At 67.4% G+C, this 20,676-nt stretch carries 20 protein-coding genes and 2 riboswitches; of the genes, 13 read left to right on the plus strand and 7 right to left on the minus strand.

Features of this window, described 5'->3' with window-relative positions; translation table 11 throughout:
• Positions 1-211: 211 nt before the first annotated feature.
• From nrdR to N7333_RS19985, 13 genes are all read left to right on the plus strand, one after another.
• The gene (gene nrdR / locus N7333_RS19925) at positions 212-679 is read left to right on the plus strand and encodes a transcriptional regulator NrdR (protein WP_003243991.1); all 468 of its coding nucleotides are present in this window, start codon (positions 212-214) and stop codon (positions 677-679) included.
• Positions 676-1,791 carry a bifunctional diaminohydroxyphosphoribosylaminopyrimidine deaminase/5-amino-6-(5-phosphoribosylamino)uracil reductase RibD gene (ribD, locus tag N7333_RS19930; RefSeq protein WP_279859295.1) on the plus strand — a complete coding sequence of 372 codons (1,116 nt, stop codon included), beginning with the start codon at positions 676-678 and terminating at the stop codon, positions 1,789-1,791. The genes nrdR and ribD overlap by 4 nt, the downstream gene beginning before the upstream one ends.
• A 177-nt stretch (positions 1,792-1,968) precedes the next feature.
• Positions 1,969-2,123, plus strand: a riboswitch (FMN riboswitch).
• 126 nt (positions 2,124-2,249) lie between these two features.
• Positions 2,250-2,912 (plus strand): riboflavin synthase, encoded by a 663-nt coding sequence (locus tag N7333_RS19935; protein ID WP_003243995.1) that lies wholly within the window; start codon positions 2,250-2,252, stop codon positions 2,910-2,912.
• A gap of 12 nt (positions 2,913-2,924) precedes the next feature.
• Entirely contained in the window at positions 2,925-4,004 is a 1,080-nt protein-coding gene (gene ribBA, locus N7333_RS19940) for a bifunctional 3,4-dihydroxy-2-butanone-4-phosphate synthase/GTP cyclohydrolase II (protein WP_003243997.1), read from the plus strand.
• A 213-nt stretch (positions 4,005-4,217) separates the two neighbouring features.
• Positions 4,218-4,694 carry a 6,7-dimethyl-8-ribityllumazine synthase gene (ribE, locus tag N7333_RS19945; RefSeq protein WP_012019761.1) on the plus strand — a complete coding sequence of 159 codons (477 nt, stop codon included), beginning with the start codon at positions 4,218-4,220 and terminating at the stop codon, positions 4,692-4,694.
• Complete coding sequence (gene nusB / locus N7333_RS19950; RefSeq protein ID WP_017675580.1) at positions 4,691-5,170, plus strand: transcription antitermination factor NusB; 480 nt, start codon at positions 4,691-4,693, stop codon at positions 5,168-5,170. Before ribE ends, nusB begins: the two co-directional genes overlap by 4 nt.
• 150 nt (positions 5,171-5,320) lie before the next feature.
• Positions 5,321-6,274, plus strand: a complete 954-nt coding sequence (gene thiL, locus N7333_RS19955) for a thiamine-phosphate kinase (protein WP_129483042.1) — start codon at positions 5,321-5,323, stop codon at positions 6,272-6,274.
• A gap of 15 nt (positions 6,275-6,289) precedes the next feature.
• Positions 6,290-6,817 (plus strand): phosphatidylglycerophosphatase A, encoded by a 528-nt coding sequence (locus N7333_RS19960; protein ID WP_003244004.1) that lies wholly within the window; start codon positions 6,290-6,292, stop codon positions 6,815-6,817.
• 13 nt (positions 6,818-6,830) lie between these two features.
• The gene (locus N7333_RS19965) at positions 6,831-7,565 is read left to right on the plus strand and encodes a transporter substrate-binding domain-containing protein (protein ID WP_049767438.1); all 735 of its coding nucleotides are present in this window, start codon (positions 6,831-6,833) and stop codon (positions 7,563-7,565) included.
• 18 nt (positions 7,566-7,583) lie between these two features.
• The gene (locus tag N7333_RS19970) at positions 7,584-8,228 is read left to right on the plus strand and encodes a TIGR02281 family clan AA aspartic protease (RefSeq protein WP_129483020.1); all 645 of its coding nucleotides are present in this window, start codon (positions 7,584-7,586) and stop codon (positions 8,226-8,228) included.
• Between the two features lie 111 nt (positions 8,229-8,339).
• Entirely contained in the window at positions 8,340-8,960 is a 621-nt protein-coding gene (ribA, locus tag N7333_RS19975; RefSeq protein WP_041772971.1) for a GTP cyclohydrolase II, read from the plus strand.
• Entirely contained in the window at positions 8,957-9,370 is a 414-nt protein-coding gene (locus N7333_RS19980) for a hypothetical protein (RefSeq protein WP_012019756.1), read from the plus strand. Before ribA ends, N7333_RS19980 begins: the two co-directional genes overlap by 4 nt.
• 1 nt (position 9,371) lies before the next feature.
• Positions 9,372-10,166, plus strand: a complete 795-nt coding sequence (locus N7333_RS19985) for a cobalamin-binding protein (RefSeq protein WP_129483019.1) — start codon at positions 9,372-9,374, stop codon at positions 10,164-10,166.
• A 66-nt stretch (positions 10,167-10,232) separates the two neighbouring features.
• Here N7333_RS19985 and N7333_RS19990 read toward each other — a convergent pair whose 3' ends face one another.
• From N7333_RS19990 to N7333_RS20020, 7 genes are all read right to left on the minus strand, one after another.
• A complete protein-coding gene (locus N7333_RS19990) occupies positions 10,233-12,119 on the minus strand; it encodes a TonB-dependent receptor (protein WP_129483018.1) in 1,887 nt (628 codons plus the stop codon).
• An 88-nt stretch (positions 12,120-12,207) separates the two neighbouring features.
• Positions 12,208-12,410, minus strand: a riboswitch (cobalamin riboswitch).
• Between the two features lie 72 nt (positions 12,411-12,482).
• A complete protein-coding gene (gene dxs, locus N7333_RS19995; RefSeq protein WP_096825521.1) occupies positions 12,483-14,378 on the minus strand; it encodes a 1-deoxy-D-xylulose-5-phosphate synthase in 1,896 nt (631 codons plus the stop codon).
• Positions 14,379-14,460: 82 nt separating this feature from the next.
• The gene (locus N7333_RS20000; RefSeq protein WP_129483017.1) at positions 14,461-15,411 is read right to left on the minus strand and encodes an alpha/beta hydrolase; all 951 of its coding nucleotides are present in this window, start codon (positions 15,409-15,411) and stop codon (positions 14,461-14,463) included.
• Positions 15,412-15,421: 10 nt separating this feature from the next.
• Positions 15,422-18,694 (minus strand): carboxyl transferase domain-containing protein, encoded by a 3,273-nt coding sequence (locus tag N7333_RS20005; RefSeq protein ID WP_129483016.1) that lies wholly within the window; start codon positions 18,692-18,694, stop codon positions 15,422-15,424.
• 135 nt (positions 18,695-18,829) lie between these two features.
• Positions 18,830-19,717, minus strand: coding sequence for a farnesyl diphosphate synthase (locus N7333_RS20010; protein WP_003244023.1), 888 nt, complete (start codon positions 19,715-19,717; stop codon positions 18,830-18,832).
• Positions 19,714-19,956 (minus strand): exodeoxyribonuclease VII small subunit, encoded by a 243-nt coding sequence (locus N7333_RS20015; RefSeq protein WP_003244024.1) that lies wholly within the window; start codon positions 19,954-19,956, stop codon positions 19,714-19,716. Before N7333_RS20015 ends, N7333_RS20010 begins: the two co-directional genes overlap by 4 nt.
• 171 nt (positions 19,957-20,127) lie before the next feature.
• Positions 20,128-20,676 (minus strand): sulfite exporter TauE/SafE family protein (locus tag N7333_RS20020; RefSeq protein ID WP_279859297.1); only part of this gene is annotated, 549 nt, incomplete at its 5' end.

A 20,676-nucleotide genomic window follows, 5' to 3' on the forward strand; every position in this document is an offset into this window, starting at 1 on the left:
GCGCCGGTGCAGCTGCGGGGACAGTGGCGGTCGGTTCGCTGGCGCAGGCGCTGAGCAGGGCGGCGACGGCGAGAGGAAGCAGGGGCAGGTATCGGTTCATGGCAGGCTCTGCTGTTCTGGCGGGCGTCTATATAGCCTAACGGGCTGCGGCTTGTCTTGCCGCTTCGATGCGCTACCATGGCGCCTTTGCCGCCATCTGCCCGCGCCTGCCATGCATTGTCCCTTCTGCGCCGCCAACGACACCAAGGTCATCGATTCCCGTCTGGTTGCCGAGGGCGATCAGGTGCGCCGCCGCCGCGAGTGCGTGGCCTGCGGCGAACGGTTCACCACCTTCGAAACCGCCGAGCTGGTGATGCCGCGTCTGATCAAGCAGGACGGCAGCCGTCAGCCCTTCGACGAGGAGAAGCTGCGCGCCGGCATGCAGCGCGCGCTGGAGAAGCGCCCGGTGAGCGTCGAACGTCTGGAAGAGGCCATCGCCCGCATCAAGCAGCAACTGCGCGCCACCGGTGAGCGCGAGGTGAAATCGCTGGTGCTCGGTGAGCTGGTGATGACCGAGCTGAGCAAGCTCGACGAGGTGGCCTACATCCGTTTCGCCTCGGTGTACCGACGCTTCCAGGACCTCAACGAGTTCCGCGAAGAGATCGAGCGCCTGGCCCGCGAGCCGTCGAAAAGCCGATGAGCGAGCGCGACCATTTGTTCATGGCGCGCGCCCTGCGGCTGGCGCGCAAAGGCCTTTACTCAACCCACCCGAATCCGCGTGTCGGCTGCGTCATCGTGCGTGACGGCGAGATCGTCGGCGAGGGCTGGCATGCCCGGGCCGGCGAGCCGCATGCCGAGGTGCACGCCCTGCGTCAGGCCGGCGAGCGCGCGCGTGGTGCCACCGCCTACGTCACCCTGGAACCCTGCAGCCATCACGGGCGTACGCCGCCCTGCGCCGATGCGCTGGTCGCCGCCGGGCTCGGCCGGGTGGTCGCAGCGATGCAGGACCCCAACCCGCAGGTGGCCGGTCGCGGCCTGCTGCGCCTGGCCAATGCCGGTATCGACGTGTTGTCCGGCGTGCTGGAAGGTGAGGCGCGCGCGCTCAATGCCGGTTTCATCAAGCGCATGGAGAGCGGGTTGCCGTTCGTGCGGGTCAAGTCGGCGATGAGTCTGGATGGCCGCACAGCCATGGCCAGCGGCGAGAGCCAGTGGATCACCGGGCCGGCGGCGCGTGCCGAGGTGCAGCGGTTGCGCGCCCAGTCCAGCGTGGTGCTCAGCGGCGCCGACACCGTGCTGGCCGACGACGCCCGGTTGACCGTGCGCCCCGACGAGTTGGGGCTGGGCGCAGAAGCGACGTTCATGGCCGCCTCGCGGCCGCCGCTGCGTGTGCTGATCGATGGTCGGTTGCGGGTACCGCTGAGCAAGGCGTTCTTCCAAGTCGGCCCGGCGCTGGTGGCCACCTGTGCGGCTGCAGCTGCGCGCGACCGCTACCTGGCCGACGGACACGAACTGCTCGCCGTGCCGGGTAGCAATGGTCATGTCGACCTGCGCAAGCTGCTGCAGGAGCTGGCCGGGCGTGGCGTCAACGAGGTGCTGGTGGAGGCCGGGCCGCGTCTGGCCGGCGCCTTCGCCCGCGCCGGGCTGGTGGACGAGTACCGCATCTTCGTTGCGCCCAAACTGCTGGGTTCCAGTGCTCGGCCGTTGTTCGAGCTGCCGCTCAACCGCATGGCCGAGGCGCCGGAGTTGCAGATTGTCGATATCCGCGCCGTCGGCGCCGACTGGCAGATCACCGCGGTGCCCAAGACCAGATAGGGTGCGCCGTGCGCACCGCGGCCGTCGCGGTTCTCTCCACGTCCCCCTTGCCTGGTGTCAACGACTCGCGCGGGCCTGACAGGTCGGCGGTTGACCCTGGTGCGCGCAGCGCACCCTACGACCCATGCGCCGCGGTGAGAAATATGGTAAAACGCCACGCGGCCATTCATATGGCCGCAACGTTCTCAGGGCGGGGTGAGATTCCCCACCGGCGGTAATGGTTCGCAGAACCTAGCCCGCGAGCGCTCGCCATGGCTTCTGCCAGGCGAGGTCCAGCAGACCCGGTGCGATTCCGGGGCCGACGGTATAGTCCGGATAAAGAGAGAGCGGGATTCCCTCCTCGGGCGCTTTTTGCGCGTCCGCGAAATCCCTATCGATCGGCATTGCCCTGTTTTTGACCAAAACAGGAGTTCGTCCATGCTGTTCAGCACCATCTTCTACGTGAAACCGGAGGGCGTATGTTCACCGGCATAATCGAAGCCATCGGCAGCATCCGCGCCATGACGCCCAAGGGCGGCGACGTGCGCGTCTACGTGGCCACCGGCAAACTCGATCTGGGTGACGTCAAGCTCGGCGACAGCATCGCCGTCAACGGCGTGTGCCTGACCGCGGTGGAACTGCCTGGCGACGGCTTCTGGGCCGACGTCAGCCGCGAGACGCTGGCGCGCACCGCCTTCGTCGACCTCAAACCCGGCAGCGCGGTGAACCTGGAAAAGGCCCTGACGCCCACCAGCCGCCTCGGCGGGCACCTGGTCAGCGGTCACGTCGATGGCGTCGGCGAGATCGTCTCGCGCGCCGATAACGCCCGCGCCGTGCAGTTCAGGGTGCGCGCCCCGCGTGAGCTGGCCAAGTACATCGCGCACAAGGGCTCGATCACCGTCGACGGCACCAGCCTGACCGTCAATGCGGTCGATGGCGCCGAGTTCGAACTGACCATCGTGCCGCACACCCTGGCCGAGACCATCATGGTCGACTACCAGGCCGGGCGTAAGGTCAACCTCGAAGTCGACCTGCTGGCGCGTTACCTGGAGCGCCTGCTGCTCGGCGACAAGGCCGCCGAGCCCAAGGCCTCGGGCCTGACCGAAAGCTTTCTCGCCGAACACGGCTACCTGAAGAATTGAGGAGACGCCCCGATGGCGCTCAACACCGCTGAAGAACTGATCGAAGACATCCGCGCCGGCAAGATGGTCATCCTCATGGATGACGAGGACCGCGAGAACGAAGGCGACATCATCATCGCCTCCGAATGCGTCACCGCCGAGCACATCAACTTCATGGCCCGCTTCGCCCGTGGCCTGATCTGCATGCCGATGACCCGCGAACGCTGCGAGCTGCTTAAGCTGCCGCTGATGGCGCCGCGCAACGGCTCCGGTTTCGGCACCAAGTTCACCGTCTCCATCGAGGCCGCCGAGGGCGTGACCACCGGCATCTCCGCCGCCGACCGTGCCCGTACCGTGCAGGCCGCGGTGGCGCGTAATGCGGTGGCCGACGACATCGTCAGCCCCGGCCACATCTTTCCGCTGATGGCCCAACCCGGCGGCGTGCTGGCGCGTGCCGGCCATACCGAAGCGGCCTGCGACCTGGCGCGCATGGCCGGTTTCGAGCCGAGCGGGGTGATCTGCGAGATCATGAACGACGACGGCACCATGGCCCGTCGCCCGGAGCTGGAGGCCTTCGCCGAGCAGCACGGTCTGAAGATCGGCACCATCGCCGACCTGATCCACTACCGCCTGATCCACGAGCGCACCGTCGAGCGCATCAGCGAGCAGCCGCTGGATACCGAGCTGGGCCAGTTCAATCTGGTGACTTACCGCGACGCGGTGGAAGACACCGCACACATGGCGCTGACCCTGGGCACCATCTGCGCCGAGGAACCGACCCTGGTGCGCGTGCACAACATGGACCCGCTGCGCGACCTGTTCCTGGTCAACCAGCCGGGCCGCTGGAGCATGCGTGCGGCGATGGCGGAAGTGGCCAAGGCCGGTAGCGGCGTGGTGCTGCTGCTCGGCAACCCGCTGACCGGGCCGGAGTTGCTGGCGCTGATCAGCCGTCAGCAGCCGGCCAACCCTGCGACCTACAGCACCGTGGGCGCCGGCTCGCAGATTCTGCGCGATCTCGGCGTGCGCAAGATGCGCCTGATGAGCTCGCCGATGAAGTTCAACGCGATATCCGGCTTCGACCTCGAGGTTGTAGAATACCTGCCGGCTGACTAAAAGCGGCCCGAAGGGCCAAAGCTGATGACCCTCTCCCTCTGGGAGAGGGTGCCCGCAGGGCGGGAGAGGGTGTTGTGGCCAACGCCTAACCCTCTCCCCCGGCCCCCTCTCCCACAAGTGGGCGAGGGGGGCAAAATCCCGCTCCCCAGGGAGCACGAATTTTATTTTCGGAGCGCAAGGCGCTTCGGCTCTTTAACCCATGTGAGACCCGTCATGACCCTGAAGACCATCGAAGGTACCTTCATCGCCCCGAAGGGCAAATACGCCCTGGTGGTGGGCCGTTTCAACAGCTTCGTCGTCGAGAGCCTGGTCAGCGGCGCCATTGACGCCCTGGTTCGCCACGGTGTGAGCGAGAGCGACATCACTATCATCCGCGCACCGGGCGCCTTCGAGATTCCGCTGGTGACCCAGAAGGTCGCTCAGCGTGGCGAGTACGCGGCGATCATCGCCCTGGGCGCGGTGATCCGTGGCGGCACCCCGCACTTCGAATACGTGGCGGGCGAGTGCACCAAGGGCCTGGCCCAGGTGTCCATGGAGTACGGCGTGCCGGTCGCCTTCGGCGTGCTGACCGTCGACTCCATCGAACAAGCCATCGAACGTTCCGGCACCAAGGCGGGTAACAAGGGTGCCGAAGCTGCGCTGTCTGCCCTGGAAATGGTCAGCCTGCTGGCGCAGTTGGAGGCCAAGTGAGCAACTCCGGTAACGGCCAGCCGGCCAAGAAGGGCCCCAGCGGCAAGATCCTTGCGCGCCGCGAAGCCCGTACCCTGGCCATGCAGGCCCTGTACTCCTGGCATATCGCCGGCCAGCCGCTGAACGAGATCGAAGCGCAGTTTCGCGTCGACAACGATTTCAGCAAGGTCGATGGTGCCTACTTCCACGAGATCCTGCACGGCGTGCCGCGGCAGAAGACCGAGCTGGACGAGACCTTCACGCCCCTGCTCGATCGCCCGCTGGAAGAGATCGACCCGGTCGAGCTGGCCATCCTGCGTCTTTCCACCTACGAGCTGAAGAACCGCGTCGACGTCCCCTACAAGGTGGTGATCAACGAAGGTATCGAGCTGGCCAAGGTGTTCGGTGCCACCGACGGGCACAAGTTCGTCAACGGCATCCTCGACAAGCTTGCGCCCAAGCTGCGTGCCGCCGAAGTCAACGCCAACAAACGTTGAGGCCTATGGGGATGCTCGATTCACGATCTCGCGAGCTAGAGCCATGCAAGGCAAAAGCAGGCGAGGAAGCGCAGTGTGCTGTAGCACATGAGCATTCCGAGTCTGCTTTTAACGCAGCAGGGCCGACGCGCAGCAGATCGTTGCTTGCCCGTGAATGAGTTCGAGCTGATCCGCCGCTATTTCGCCGCCGCCCCCTGTGCGCAGGGCGGCGACGGCGTGGTTCGCGGCATCGGTGATGACTGCGCGCTGCTTGCATTGCCCGCCGGTGAACAGCTGGCGGTTTCCACCGACACGCTGGTTGCCGGGGTGCACTTTCCCGAAGCCTGCGATGCCTTTCTTCTCGGTCAGCGCGCGCTGGCCGTTTCCGCCAGTGATCTGGCTGCCATGGGCGCGTCGCCCTTGGCCTTTACCCTCGCCCTGACCCTGCCGAGCGCCAATGAAACCTGGCTGGCCGAGTTCGCTCGTGGCCTGCAGACGATGGCGCAGAGCTGTTCGCTGGCGCTGGTCGGTGGCGACACCACGCGCGGTCCGCTGAGCCTGACGCTGACCGTGTTCGGCCGGGTGCCGAATGGGCAGGCGCTGCTGCGCAGTGGCGCCCAGGTGGGCGATCTGCTCTGCGTCGGCGGCGAACTGGGCGATGCCGCGGGCGCGCTGCCGCTGGTGCTGGGGCAGCGCGAAGCGGCGGCGGACATCAGCGAAGCATTGCTGGCGCGTTACTGGGCGCCGCAGCCGCAGCTGGCTCTGGGCCAGGCCTTGCGCGGGCGGGCCACGGCCGCGCTGGATATTTCCGACGGGCTGCTGGCCGACTGCGGGCATATCGCCAAGGCTTCACAGGTGGCCCTTAAGATCGAGCTGGAGCAAGTGCCGCTGTCTGCAGCGCTGCGCGCCTTCGCCGGCGAGGAGCAGGCGCGGACCTGCGCGCTGGGCGGTGGCGACGACTACCGACTTGCCTTTACCCTACCGCCAGCCCAGCTCGCCGATCTGCAGGCCGATTGGCCCGAAATACGGGTGATCGGCCGTGTGCAGGCCGGTACTGGGGTAGAGTTGCTGGACGCCGCCGGCCAGCCCATCGAGCCGCCGCGTGGCGGCTACCAACATTTCTGACAGGACGGAGTGCGCGTGACCGATCACCCCAACCAGGTTCCCGCCGAATACGTACCGCCGTCGGTATGGCGCAATCCCTGGCACTTCATCGCCTTCGGCTTCGGCTCCGGCACCCTGCCCAAGGCGCCCGGCACCTGGGGCTCGCTGGTGGCACTGCCGTTCGTGCCGCTGTGGCAGATGCTGCCCGACTGGGGTTACTGGCTCATGCTCGGAGTGACCATGCTGTTCGGCTTCTGGCTGTGCGGCAAGGTGGCCGACGACCTGCGCGTGCACGATCACGAAGGCATCGTCTGGGACGAGATGGTCGGCATGTGGATCACCCTGTGGCTGGTACCCGAGGGCTGGGTCTGGTTGCTGCTAGGCTTTCTTATGTTTCGTCTGTTCGACATCGTCAAACCCTGGCCGATTCGCTGGATCGATCGGCACGTGCATGGCGGTGTCGGCATCATGCTCGACGATGTAATCGCTGGCGTGTTCGCCTGGTTGGCCATGCAGGGGCTGGTCTGGGGGTGGGACCGTTATGCGGCGGTGTTGGGCTTCTAGAGAGGCAATGGCGATGGCAGCTAGGCGGCTGACGCTGCTGCTGGGTATGGTCGTGATGCTGACGGTGCATGCCGAGCTGCAGCTACCGAGCGAGATCCATGTGGCCAGCGAGGTCTGGGAGGGCCACACCAATGCCGACGGTACCGGCATGGGCTGGGATATCCTGCGCGAGGTGTTCGAGCCGGCCGGGGTCGCCTTGCGCACGCAGAGCGTTCCCTACACGCGTGCGGTCGGTCTGGTGCAGCGTGGCGGCGTCGACGCCTGGGTCGGCTCCTATCGCAATGAGGTCGACGAAGGCGTGCACTACCCGCGCTGGCATTACGATAGCGAGCAGATCAGCGCTCTGGGGCTCAAGTCCAGGCCTGCGCCGACGCTGGAGCGGCTCGGCGAGCTGCGCCTGATATGGATGCGTGGCTACGAATACCAGCGCTACCTGCCGAATGTGCGGCATTACCGGGAAGTTCGCCGCCACAGCGGTATTCTGGGCATGCTCGACCACGGCCATGCCGATTTCTACATTGACGCCCGCGTCGAGATCGAAGTGGTACTGGCGGAGGCCGCGCAGGAGATTCGCGATCGCTATCAGGTGGCCGATCTCAAGTGGCTGCCGCTGTACCTCGGTTTCGCCGACAACTCCAGAGGGCGTGCGCTGGCCGACCTCTTCGATCAGCGCATGGAGCAGCTGGTCGAGGCCGGCACGCTGAAGCCGATCTTCGAGCGCTGGCAGCAGCCCTATCCCTTCGACTGAGCCGGGAGGCCATCCTTCATGCTGTTTCGTTACTGTCTCGCCGGTTTCGCCCTGCTGTGCGCAGGCCTGGCCTGGGCTGCCAGCCAGGTGCAGGTGGTCGGCCTGTTTCCCGGTGCGGCGGTGCTCAATGTCGACGGCCAGCGCAAGCTGGTGCGGGTCGGCCAGACCGGGCCGGGCGGGGTGCAGGTGGTCAGCGTCGACAAGCAGGGTGCGGTGTTGCGCGTCGAAGGTGTCGAGCGCGTCTATCCGCTGAGCCGGGAATACAGCGCCGGTTTCGCCGAACCGGTCAGAAAGCGCCTGAGCATCGCCAAGGGCATCGGCGGCCATTACTGGGTGGCCGGTTCGGTCAACGGTCATACGGTGCAGTTTCTGGTGGACACCGGCGCCACCTCGGTGGCGCTCAACGATGCGCATGCCCGGCGCCTGGGCATCGATTACCGGGTCAGTGGCCGGCCCCTGCAGGTCAATACCGCCAGTGGCGTCGCGCGTGGCTGGCGGGTCGTGCTCGATCGGGTCAAGGTCGGCGACCTGGAGGTGCTCGGCGTCGAGGCCGTGGTGCTGGAAGGCAACGCGCCGCACGAGGCGCTGCTGGGCATGAGCTTCCTGGGACGGGTCGGCTGGCGCGAGGAACAGGGGATGCTGGTGCTCGAGTCCAAACTCTAGCGCCGGCATTGACCGTTTCGATACTGATGATCGGCAATTCTGACTGACCCGGCGGCTGGGCCTGCTGATACAATGCCGCCCCTGTTTCGTACTCATTGCCAGGAGCATCCGGTGTCCGTCGTGTTCGTCGCCGCCTCCCAACTGCCTACGCCCTTCGGCGTGTTCACCATGCACGGTTTCCTCGACGAGGCCACCGGCAAGGAACACGTTGCCCTGACCTTCGGCGATGTGGCCGACGGCGCGCCCGTGCTGGGCCGTCTGCACTCCGAATGCCTGACCGGCGACGCCCTGTTCAGCCTGCGTTGCGACTGTGGTGCCCAGCTGCAGGCGGCATTGCAGGCCATCGCCAGCGAAGGCCGCGGCGTGCTGCTCTACCTGCGCCAGGAAGGCCGCGGCATCGGTCTGCTGAACAAGATCCGCGCCTACGAGCTGCAGGACGGCGGCGCCGATACCGTGGAGGCCAACGAGCGCCTGGGCTTCGGCGCCGACCAGCGCGACTACGCCATCTGCCTGCCGATGCTCGAGCACCTGGGCATCAAGAGCCTCAAGCTGATGACCAACAACCCGCGCAAGGTCAGGGCGCTGGGCGAAATGGGCATCGCCGTGGACCATCGCGTGCCGCTGCAGATCGCGCACAATCCCTACAACAAGCGCTACCTCGCCACCAAGGCCGGCAAGCTCGGCCATATGCTGGGCAACCAGCATCAGGGCGAGACCGAGGAAAGCCTGTGACCCGAGGCCAGGTGAAGCGGCGCCTGGCGCTGGCCTGGTGGCGCCAGCTGGGCGTGGCCCTGGCCCCTGTGTTCGTCTTCAACCTGCTGTTCGGCGGCGGTGGCACCACGGTGCTGACCATGCCGCTGTTCATCGCCGGCCTGGCTTCGATGTTCGTCAGCCTGCCGCTGTTTTCTGCCTACAAGCGCGCCCTGATCGCCACCGAGAAGGCCCTCGACAGCGACGCAGAGCCGGCCGCCTGGCTGGAACTGGATCGCGTGCGCCTGCGTGCCCTGCTCGGCGCGGCGCTGCCGGCCTGGATCGCCGCCCTGGCGGTGCTGGCCGGGCTCGAGGCGGTACCGCTGGTGCTGCTGGCGTTGTCGTCCATCGTGCTGCACAGCCTCTACCGCATTCCCCGCCAACTCGGCTGACATGCGTGCACTGCTGCTGGCCCTGTGTCTGCTGGCGCTGCCCCTGGCGGCCGCACCACGGGTGGTCAGCCTGGCGCCCTCGCTCAGCGAAATCATGCTCGATCTGGATGCCGCCGACCTGCTGGTCGGTGTGCTCGAAGGCGACGAGCGCCCCGCCGCCCTGGCCCATCTGCCCACCGTCGGCCGCTACGGCCAGCTGGAGTTCGAGCGCCTGCTGCAGCTGGCGCCCGATCTGATCCTGATCGCCCCGGGCAGCGTGCCGCCGGCGCAGCGGGCGCAACTGCAGCGTCTGGGCATCCCCTTGCTGGTGGTCGAGCCACAGCGGCTCGACCAGTTGGGCGATGCCTTCGTCAGCATCGCCCGGCGAATCGGCCGCAGCGAGCAGGGCGAGCGGCTGGCGGCGGAATTCCGCGCCGAACTGGACGCGCTGCGCCAGCGCTACCGGCGCGATCAGCCCCTGAGCGTTTTCTATCAGATCTGGCACCAGCCGCTGTACACCATCGGCGGCGCACAGCTGATCGGCGATGCGTTGGCCGTATGCGGCGGGCGTAATCTGTTTGCCGATCTGCCGCAACCGGCACCGCAGGTCAGCGTGGAGGCGGTGCTGGCGCGCAATCCGGACGTGATTCTCGGTGGCAGCCATGCCGAGCTGAGCGCCTGGCAGGCCTGGCCGCAGCTGCATGCGGTGCGCCAGGGCCAGGTCTGGGCCGTGCCGGACAAGGGCCTTGAGCGGCCCAGCCGGCAGATGCTGGGGGCCATCGAACAGCTATGCGAGCTGATGGCGGCGGCGCGTTAGCCGCAGTTTGCTTGGTGCGCACGGCGCACCCTACGAGCGCCGTAGGGTGCGCCGTGCGCACCGAGGTCAAAGTTGCGGTGTCCAGCTCAGAGAGAGCAGGGCGCTGCGGCCTTCTTCGCGATAGCCGTAATAGTTCACGCTGCTGAAGAACGGATCGTTCGGTCGGCTATACAGAGCTTGGGAATAGTCCTTGTCCAAGATGTTGTCGACCTTGATTTGCCACAGCAGCTCATCGCTCATCCGCCAGCTCGCACGCGCACCGAGCAAACCGTAGCCGGCGATCTCTCGAGTGTTGGCGGCGTCGTCATAGCGACCGGAGAAGGCCTGCCAGGTGATGCCAGCGGCGAAGGCGCCGAACTGGCGATCCAGGTCCAGGCTCAGGCTGCGTTTGGCGCGGCGCGGCAGGGTATGGCCGCTGTCGCGATCGCGTGGGTCGAGCAGACTGGCGCCGAGTACGGCCTGCCAGCCCAGCACCTCGCGTTCCAGGCTCAGTTCCAAGCCTTGCAGGCGCGCCTGGTTGACGTTCATCGGCGTGCTGAAGAAGGTTACCGGGTCGCTGACCACGGTGATCAGGTCTTCGACCTCGGTGCGGTAGGCCGACACGCTCCAGCGGGTACTCAGGTGATCGCCGCGCAATTGCGCCTCGTAGGTTTTCGAGCGCTCGGGCGCGAGGTTCGGATTGCCGCCATAGAAGGCGCTGGTGGGGTAGTACAGATCGTTGAAGGTGGGGGCGTGAAAACCCTCGCCATAGCTCAGCAGTAGTTCCAGTCGTTCGGCCAAGTCCAGGCTCAGTGCCGCGTTCCAGGTGTTCTCGCTGCCGAATTGCTCGTTCTTGTCGTGGCGTAGGCCCAGCTCGGTAGCGAAACCGTCGCCGCGATGGCGGTGCTGGACGAAGGCGGCTTGATTCCAGCGCTCGCTCTGGCTGAAGTCGCTGTCCGTGCTCAAACGGTCCTCGAACCAGTCGAGGCCCAGCAGCAGCTGGTTGGCCTCGTCCAGACGCAAGGTATTGAGCCAGGCGGCGCTGTCGCGGTAGGTGTTGAAGCTGTAGTTATTGTCGGCGTTCAGCGGGTCGCGGTTGTCGCTCTTGTCCTCGCTATGGCCGAGTTCCAGGCGGCTGCTCCAGCGCTCGGCGAGCTGCGCTTCGAGATGCGCAGCAGCAGTGGAAACGCTGAAGCGCTCGCTGGGGTTGCCCGGCGCGAAGCTGAACAGATCGTCGTATTCGCTCTCGCCGCGCTGGTCTACCAGGCTTAGGCCGCCCTTGAGGCGCTCGCTGAAGCGATGTTCCAGGCTCAGATTGAATGACTTGCGGCGCAGACCGTCGTGGTCGCCGTCGTTGCCACGGGCATCCTGCGAGCGGTCGAAGCCGGCACGTTCGGCCAGACTGGCGCCGAGATCGAAGCGGGTGTGCTGATCGCCGCCGGACAGACCCAGGCTGCGTTCGAAACTCTGCTGACTGCCGGCGGCCAGGCGCAGCCGCGGCTGCAGACCGGCTTCGCCCTGGCGGGTGAAAATCTGGATAACCCCGCCGATGGCGTCGGCGCCGTATAACGCCGAACGTGGGCCGCGTACCACCTCGATGCGCTCGATCTGCTCGGGGCTGAGGAATTCCAGGCGGGCCAGACCGCTTGCGGCGGCGTTCAGGCGCACGCCGTCGATCAGTACCAGGGTCTGGTTGGCGTTGGCACCACGCAGAAACAGGCTGGTCAGGCTGCCACGGCCGCCATTCTGCACGATGGATACGCCGGGTACGCGGCTGAGCAGATCGGGCACGCTGCTGGCCTGCAAACGCTCGATATCCGTCCGCTCGAACACTGTAGTGGCAGCAGTGGCCTGGCGCAGCGGCTCGGCCTGGCGGCCGGAGGTGATCACCAGCGGCTCGGCGGTATAGGGTTCGGCAGCCAGGGCGAAGCCGGGCAGAACGGCAATGGCCAGAGCCAGACGGGACAGTTTCATTCTTGTGATTCCTCAAAGGTCGGCAGACATTCGAGGAGGGCAGGGGGCAAGCGCGCAGGGCGGCGCTTGACGGTGCGGCCCTCCGCAACACCAGTCGCACCGCCGGGGCCGGTCTCCGGGCTCACGACCCCGGTCCGCCTTCCCGGGAATACCCAGTGGCCGTGGACAAGGTGCAGGCTGTGGCCTGCCGTCGATTACCGTTGCGGGGGCAGCGTCGGGATTGCCTGGATGGGCGCACCGACTTCCCGTTTCACGCCGCGTCAGCAGCGCACCCTGGCGGAACATGAATGGCGCGCACCTTAGTGCGCGCGAGTATGAATGACAAGCAAGGCCCGCTCATTCGGCGATGAGCGGAGCTCATGCTCAGGCCCGCAGCTGGTCGAGGCGTTCGCGCACCGCGCGTTCGATGCCGGCCTGATCAAGGCCGCATTCTGCGAGCATCTGCGCCGGCTTGGCGTGCTCGACGTAGTAATCGGGCAGGCCCAGATGCAGCAGCGGCTTGATGATGTTCTGCGCGGCGAGGAACTCGCTGACCGCGCTGCCGGCCCCGCCCATGACGGCGTTCTCTTCGATGGTCACCAGCAGCTCGTGGCTGCCGGCCAGCTCGCGCAGCAGGGCCTCGTCCAATGGTTTGACGAAGCGCATGTCGACCACGGTGGCGTTCAGCGCTTCGCCGACCTGCAGCGCTTCGGCCAGTTGCACGCCGAATACCAGCAGGGCTGCGCCCTTGCCCTGGCGTCGCACTATGGCCTTGCCGATCTCTAGCGGCTCCAGCCCGGCGTCGAGCGGCGCATTGGGGCCGCTGCCGCGCGGGTAGCGCACCGCGGCCGGGCCATCGAACAGGTAGCCGGTGGTGAGCATGCGGCGCAGTTCGTTCTCGTCGCTGGGGGTCATCACCAGCATGCCGGGGATGCAGCGCAGGTAGGAGATATCGAAGCTGCCGGCATGGGTCGGGCCGTCTTCGCCGACCAGACCGGCGCGGTCGATGGCGAACAGCACATCGAGATTCTGCACCGCGACGTCGTGGATCAGCTGGTCATAGGCGCGCTGGAGGAAGGTGGAATAGATCGCCACCACCGGCTTGACGCCGTCGCAGGCCATGCCGGCGGCCAGGGTCACGGCGTGCTGCTCGGCGATGGCGACGTCGAAGTAGCGCTCGGGGAAGCGCTCGGCGAAGGCCACCAGATCCGAGCCTTCCTTCATCGCCGGGGTGATGCCGACCAGGCGCTGATCTGCCGCGGCCATGTCGCACAGCCACTGACCGAACACGTTGGAGTATTTCGGGCCGCTCGGTTTCCTGGGCACCGCGCTGGGGGTGACTGGCTCGAGCTTGGTGATGGCGTGATAGCCGATGGGGTCGGCTTCGGCCGGGGCGAAGCCCTTGCCCTTCTTGGTCACCACATGGAGGAACTGCGGGCCGTCCAGGTCGCGCATATTGCGTAATGTCGCAAGCAGGGTGGGCAGGTCGTGGCCGTCGATGGGGCCGACGTAGTTCCAGCCCAGTTCCTCGAACAGGGTGCCGGGTACCAGCATGCCCTTGGCGTGTTCCTCGACCTTGCGTGCGATTTCCCAGGCGCCGGGCAGGCGCGAGAGGATCTTCTTGCTGCCCTCGCGCATGCTGGCGTAGGTGCGGCTGGAGATGATCTTGGCCAGGTAGTTGGACAGGCCGCCGACGTTCTTGGAGATCGACATGTCGTTGTCGTTGAGGATCACCAGCATGTTGGCGCCGACGTCGGTGGCGTGGTTGAGCGCCTCGAAGGCCATGCCGGCGGTCAGCGCGCCGTCACCGATCACCGCCACGCTCTTGCGCTTCTCGCCCTTCAGGCGAGCGGCGATGGCCATGCCCAGGGCGGCGCTGATGCTGGTGCTGGAGTGACCGACGCCGAAGGTGTCGTACTCGCTCTCGCTACGGCGCGGGAAGGCGGCCAGGCCGTCCTTCTGGCGCAGGCTGCCCATGCGCTCGCGACGGCCGGTGAGGATCTTGTGCGGGTAGGCCTGATGGCCGACGTCCCACACCAGGCGGTCATCGGGGGTGTCGAAGACGTAGTGCAGGGCGATGGTCAGCTCGATGACGCCGAGGCCGGCACCGAAGTGCCCGCCGCTCTGGCCGACGCTGTAGAGCAGGTACTGGCGCAGTTCATCGGCGAGGGTTTCCAGGTCCGCTTCGGCCAGGCGGCGCAGTTCGTCGGGCGTGTTGGCGCTGTCGAGCAGCGGCGTCAACGGGCGCTCGCGGGGGATCTCGTGGAAAGTGGTCGGCATCAGGCGAATCGTTATAGGCGTAAAAGATGCGGCAGTTTACCTGATGCCAGGAAAACAGCCCAATCCGGTGTCCACGACGCCGTTACCGGTAGTTTCGTGCGAGAAACTCCAGCAGCAGGGCATTGACCCGTTCGGCGCATTCGCCCTGCAGCCAGTGGCCGGCGCCAGGCAGGTCTTGGCGTTCCAGACGCGGCACCTTGTCGGCCATGCGCTTGAGCGTCGGCGCCTCGAAACGACCGATCGGGTCGTTTTCCCCGAGCAGGAACAGCGTCGGCTGCGTTACCTGCAGTTCGGCCAGGTGCTCGGTACGCTGCCAGTTGTGCTCGAAATTTCGGTACCAGTTCAGCGCGCCGCGAAAGCCGTGGCGCTCGAAGGTGCGCCGGTAGTGGGCGAACGTCGCGTCGTTGCACCAGGGCGGCAGTGGCAGATCCTCCGGCATGCCGTCGAACAGCCGCGCGTCGGCCGGCTTGTCTGTCGCCAGCAGGGCATCGCCCAGGCCGCCGAGCAGCAGGCGCAGGCTGCGGGCGATGTCTTCGTCCAGCTCGGCCTCGGCCAGCCCCGGTTCCTGGAAATACAGGATGTAATGGAAGCGCCCGGCATACGCCTCGCGCATCAGCTCGATGGCCGGGCGTTTCGGCCGCCCGCCGAAGGGCACCGACAGCGCGCCGAGCGCCTTGACCCGCTCGGGCTCCAGCAGCGCCAAATGCCAGGCCACCGGCGCGCCCCAGTCGTGGCCGACCACCGCCACCTCGTGCTGGCCGAGCAGGTCCATCGCCGCCTGGATATCGCCGCACAGGGTGAGCAGCTCATAGGCCGCCGGATCGGCCGGCGCGCTGCTGGCGCCGTAGCCGCGCATCTCCGGGGCGAACACGCGGTAGCCGGTGGCGGCCAGCGCCTCGATCTGCGGATGCCAGGCGTACCAGCATTCGGGAAAGCCATGCAGCAGCCACACCGGCTTGCCGTGCTCGGGGCCGGTGCTGTACAGGCTGAGTTCGATGCCATTGACGGCGAGCAGGCGGTGATCGATATGCATGGAGATGTCCTTACCAGGTGTCGATAAAGGGCCGTTTCTTGCCATCACGCCGCGGCGGGCGCGGCGCCGCATTGAGACCGCGCAGCAGCCAGGCGCGGCTGTCGGCCGGGTCGATCACGGCGTCGATCTCCAGATAGCTGGCCATGTTCAGCGCCTTGCCGTTGTCATAGGCCTTGGCCACCAGCTTGTCGAACAGCGCCTGGCGCGCGGCCTCGTCCGGCTGGGCCGCCAGCTCCTTGGCGAAGCCCAGGCGCACCGCGCCTTCCAGGCCCATGGCGCCGAATTCGCCACTGGGCCAGGCGGCGGTGAACAGCGGCGAGTGGAAGCTGCCGGCGGCCATGGCCTGGGCGCCGAGGCCGTAGCCCTTGCGCAGCACCAGGGTGAAGAAGGGCACCGTGAGGCTGGCGGCGGTGACGAACAGGCGCGAGACGTGGCGCACCGTGGCCTGTTTCTCCGCCTCCGGCCCGACCATGAAGCCGGGGGTGTCGCATAGCGATACGATGGGCAGATCATGGGCCTCGCACAGTTGTAGAAAGCGCGCGGCCTTGTCGCCGGCCACGGCATCGATGGCGCCACCCAGGTGCGCGGGGTTGTTGGCGATCAGGCCGAAGGGTTTGCCCTCGATGCGGATCAGCGCGGTGATCAGGCCGGGGGCGAACTGGCGGCGCAGCTCCAGCACGCTGCCCTCGTCGGCCAGCAGCTCGATCACCTGGCGGATGTCGTACACGCGCAGGCGGTTTTCCGGGATCACCTGGCGCAGCTCGCGAGGATCGCTGCACTGCCAGTCGCTTACCGGGCCCTGGAAATAGCTCAGGTACTGCTTGGCCACGGCGACCGCTGCGGCCTCGTCTTCGACCAGCACGTCGATCACCCCGTTGGGGCCCTGCACGCTGGTCGGGCCAACCTGCTCGGGGGTGAAACTGCCCAGGCCGCCGCCTTCGATCATCGCCGGGCCGGCCATACCGATGCTGGCATTGCGGGTGGCGATGATCACGTCGCAGCAGCCGAGCAGCGCCGCGTTGCCGGCGAAGCAGCGGCCGGAGACCACGCCCACCGTCGGTACCAGGGCGGAGAGCTTGGCCATGGCGACGAAGGTGTGGCAGTCCAGCCCGGCCACGCCAACGAAGTCGGTATCCCCCGGCCGGCCGCCACCGCCTTCGGCGAACAGCACCACCGGCAGGCGCCACTGCTCGGCCAGGGCCAGCATGCGGTCGGTCTTCTTGTGGTTCATCACCCCCTGGGTGCCGGCGAATACCGTGTAGTCGTAGGCGACGGCCATGCAGCGCGCGGCCTCGCTGCCGAAGCGCGCGGCGTTGATCGTGCCGATACCGGCGACCAGGCCGTCGGCCGGGCTCAGCTCCAGCAGCTCCTCGGGCGAACGGCGACGGCGCTGGGCGGCCAGGGCCATGGCGCCGTATTCGATAAAGCTGCCGTCATCGAGCAAGTCGGCGAGGTTTTCCCTTACGGTGCGCTGGCCGGTCTTGCGCCTTTTCGCCACGGCTTCGGGGCGGCGAGCATCGGTCAGCCGAGCATGGCGCTCCAGCACTTCGGCCAGATCGGCGCGGATATGCGCCAGGTCGATTGCCTGCTCGCCATGGCTGTCCAGACCATCCACCTCGGCCGGCTCCAGGAAAGCCAGCGCCTGGCCCTCGCCGACGGCTTCACCGGGTGCCACGGCCAGTGCACGGACGATGCCGCTGTGCTCGGCCTTGACCTCGAATTCCATCTTCATCGCCTCCAGCACGGCGATGCGCTGACCGGCGGCCACGGCGTCGCCTTCGGCCAGCGCCAGGCTGACCAGCACGCCAGCGCTGGGCGCATTCAACGCCAGGGTGCCGGGCGGGGCGTCGAGGCTGGCTCTGGCGCTTTGCGCAGAGGTGTCGCCGGCAAAGTAACGGTGCGGGTGGGCCTGCTCGCGAGGGGCCAGCAGCTCGCCCAGGTGACGCTCGACATAGGTGGTGTCGACCTGATTGGCGATCACCTCGTCGCGCTGCAGCAGGTTCTGCAGCAGGTGCAGGTTGCTCGCCACGCCGTCGAGGCGGAACTCGCACAGTGCCCGGTAGGCGCGGCGCAGGGCGCCGGGGTAGTCGCTGGCGCTGGCGATCAGCTTGGCGATCAGCGAATCGTAGGCCGGGCTCACGGCATAACCGGCATAGCCGCAGCCATCCACACGCAGGCCTGGGCCGCTGGGCGGCTGGTAGGCGGCGAGCACGCCGGCGGCCGGGCGCGCCGTGCCATCGGCGAGCAGGGTTTCCAGATTCAGACGTACCTGCACGGCGTAGCCCTTTGGCACGGGCGGGTTGAGCAGACTCAGCTCGGCCAGGCTGCTGCCGGCGGCCAGGTGCAGTTGCGTGTGCAGCAGGTCGACGCCGGTGACCTGCTCGGTGACGGTGTGCTCCACCTGTACACGCGGGTTAGCCTCCATGAAGTAGAAGCGCCCGGGCTGGTCGAGGTCGAGGAGGAATTCGAAGGTGCCGATGCCGCGATACTGCACCTCGGCGGCCAGGCGCAGCGCGCTAGCGATGATCGCGTCACGGGTGGCCACATCCAGATCTGGGCTGGGCGCGATCTCCACCAGCTTCTGATGGCGGCGCTGCAGGCTGCAGTCGCGTTCCCACAGGTGGCTGACCGCGCCACTGCCGTCGCCGAGCACCTGCACTTCGATATGCCGGGCGCGGCGCACGCGCTTCTCCACATACAGCGCGCCACTGCCGAAGGCGCCCTGGGCCTCCGAGACGCAGCGGGCGAAGGCCTCGGCCAGTTGCGCCGGATCGTCCACTGCACGCATGCCGCGCCCGCCACCGCCGGCCAGGGCCTTGAGCATCACGCTGCCATGCTCGGCAAGAAAGTCCGCGGCCTGCTCCAGCGTCACCGCCTGGTTGATCCCCGGTACCAGCGGCACTGCGCAGCGTTCGGCCAGGTCACGGGCGGCGGCCTTGTCGCCGAACAACTGCAGGGTTTCCGGCGTCGGGCCGACGAAGGTCAGCCCGGCGGCCTGGCAGCGGCGGGCGAACTCGGCGTTCTCGGCGAGAAAACCGTAGCCGGGATGGATGGCCGCACACCCCTGCTCGTGGGCGATGGCAATGAGCTGATCCATATCCAGATAGGCCGCCGGGCCGCGTCCAGCCAGCGCGACGGCCTGGTCGGCCTTGCGCGTGTGCAGGCAGGCGCTGTCGTCCTCGGCGTACACCGCCACGCTGCGGATACCGAGGTCGGCGCAGGCCTGGGCGATGCGGATGGCGATCTCGCCGCGGTTGGCGATCAGCAGGGCGGAAAAGGGCATGGCGGCTCCGGACGTCTTGTCGTTATGGAGCCATCTTAGGAGGCTGGTCGCGGGGGTAAAGCAAGCCTTATGCGGCGATCATGCTGGTATAGATGGTGATGATGACGTTGGCGGTAGCGCGCGACAGCCTATCGGCTAGCTGCGCCGCTCGACGATGTAACGCGCCAGCTCGCGTAGCGGCTCGGCCTGGCTGCCGAAGGGGCGCAGCACGTGCAGGGCCTGGTCGCGCAGTTCCAGGGCATAGTCCTTGGCTGCGTCGAGGCCGAGCAGGGCGGGGTAGGTGGGCTTGTCGTTGGCCTCGTCCTTGCCCTGGGTCTTGCCCAGGGTGGCGGTGTCGCTCTCCACGTCGAGAATGTCGTCCTGCACCTGGAAGGCCAGACCGACGGCGCGGGCGTACTGCAGAAGGGCCTTGAGGCTGAGTTCGTCGGCGTTGCCGCTGGCCAGGGCGCCGAGCAGTACGCTGGCTTCGATCAGCGCGCCGGTCTTGTGCCGGTGCATGGTTTCCAGCGCCGCCTGGTCGAGCTGCTGCCCCACCGAGCCGAGGTCGATGGCCTGGCCGCCGACCATCCCGGCCGGACCGGCTGCGCTGCTCAGGGCATCGATCATCTGCAGACGCACTTCGGCGTCCTGCGGGTTGCGCCGGCGGTCGGCGAGCACCTCGAAGGCCAGGCTCTGCAGGCCGTCACCGGCGAGGATGGCACTGGCCTCGTCGAAGGCCTTGTGCGTGGTGGGTTGGCCGCGGCGCAGGTCGTCGTCGTCCATCGCCGGCAGGTCGTCGTGCACCAGGGAGTAGGCGTGAATCAGCTCCACCGCGCAGGCGGCGCCATCGGCGCGATCGAGATTGCCATCCAGCGCTTCGCAGGCGGCATACACCAGCAGCGGGCGCACGCGCTTGCCGCCGTTCATCACGCTGTAGCGCATCGCCTCGTACAGGCGCTGCAGCTCGGCACGGGGAGGCTGGAACAGCGGCTCGAGGGCGGCGTCGACCCGTGCCTGGCAGCTCGCCTGGTAGGCCTTGATCATGCGGTCGGGTCCGCGTCGAAGGGCGCCGGCTCCAGCTCGCCATCGCGCTCCAGAAGGATCTGCACCTTCTGCTCGGCCTGAGCCAGGGCAGCCTGGCACTCGCGTGTCAGGCCGATGCCCTGCTCGAAGGCGGTCAGCGAGTCTTCCAGCGACAGCTCGCCGCTCTCCAGGCGCTCGACCAGCGTCTGCAGTTCGGCGAGGGAGTGTTCGAAGTCGGGGGCGGCTTTCTTGCGGGCCATGGCGGCGGGTCTCGGGCAGCGTAGAAACGGTCGCGACACTAGCAGAGCCGCGCTTCTCGGGCAAATCAGCGGGCCCGCGGATGTTGTCCGGTACTGGACTCGGCGTAGGGTGCGCCGTGCGCACCGGGCTCGGCGATAGAAAACGATGGTGCGCATTGCACACCCTACGGCCTATGCAGAGAAGTAGGTGCTCCAGAAGTAGTACAGCGTCATCCCGCTGCCCACCAGGATGACGAAGCTGCGTAGCAGTGCCGGAGGAAGTTTTTCGCCCAGTGCGCCGCCAGCGTAGCCGCCAAGGGTGGCGCCGGTGAGCAGGATGGCCAGCTCGTACCAGCTGACCCGCCCGGCGATGACGAAGGTCAGGGTGGCGATGCTGTAGATCACCGCCGAGATCAGGTTCTTCAACGCGTTGGCGCGGGCCAGGGCGTGGCCCTCGATGGAGAAGGCGGCCAACTGCAGGATGCCCATGCCGGCGCCGAAGTAACCGCCGTAGATCGACACGCCGATATGCGCGCCCAGCGACAGCGGCGTGTGCGGCGGATGCTCGGCAGCCTTGCGCCGCTCGGCCAGCCAGCGTCCCAGCCAGGGGCTGGCGGCGAACAGCGCGGTGGCGGCCAGCAGCAGCCAGGGGATCAGCACGCGGAATACGTCGTCGCCGCCGGCCAGCAGCAACAGGCCGCCGAGCAGACCACCGGCCAGGCCGGCCAGCAGCAGCGGGAT

Source organism: Pseudomonas sp. GD04158 (genome assembly GCF_029834875.1).
GTDB lineage: Bacteria > Pseudomonadota > Gammaproteobacteria > Pseudomonadales > Pseudomonadaceae > Aquipseudomonas > Aquipseudomonas hydrolytica.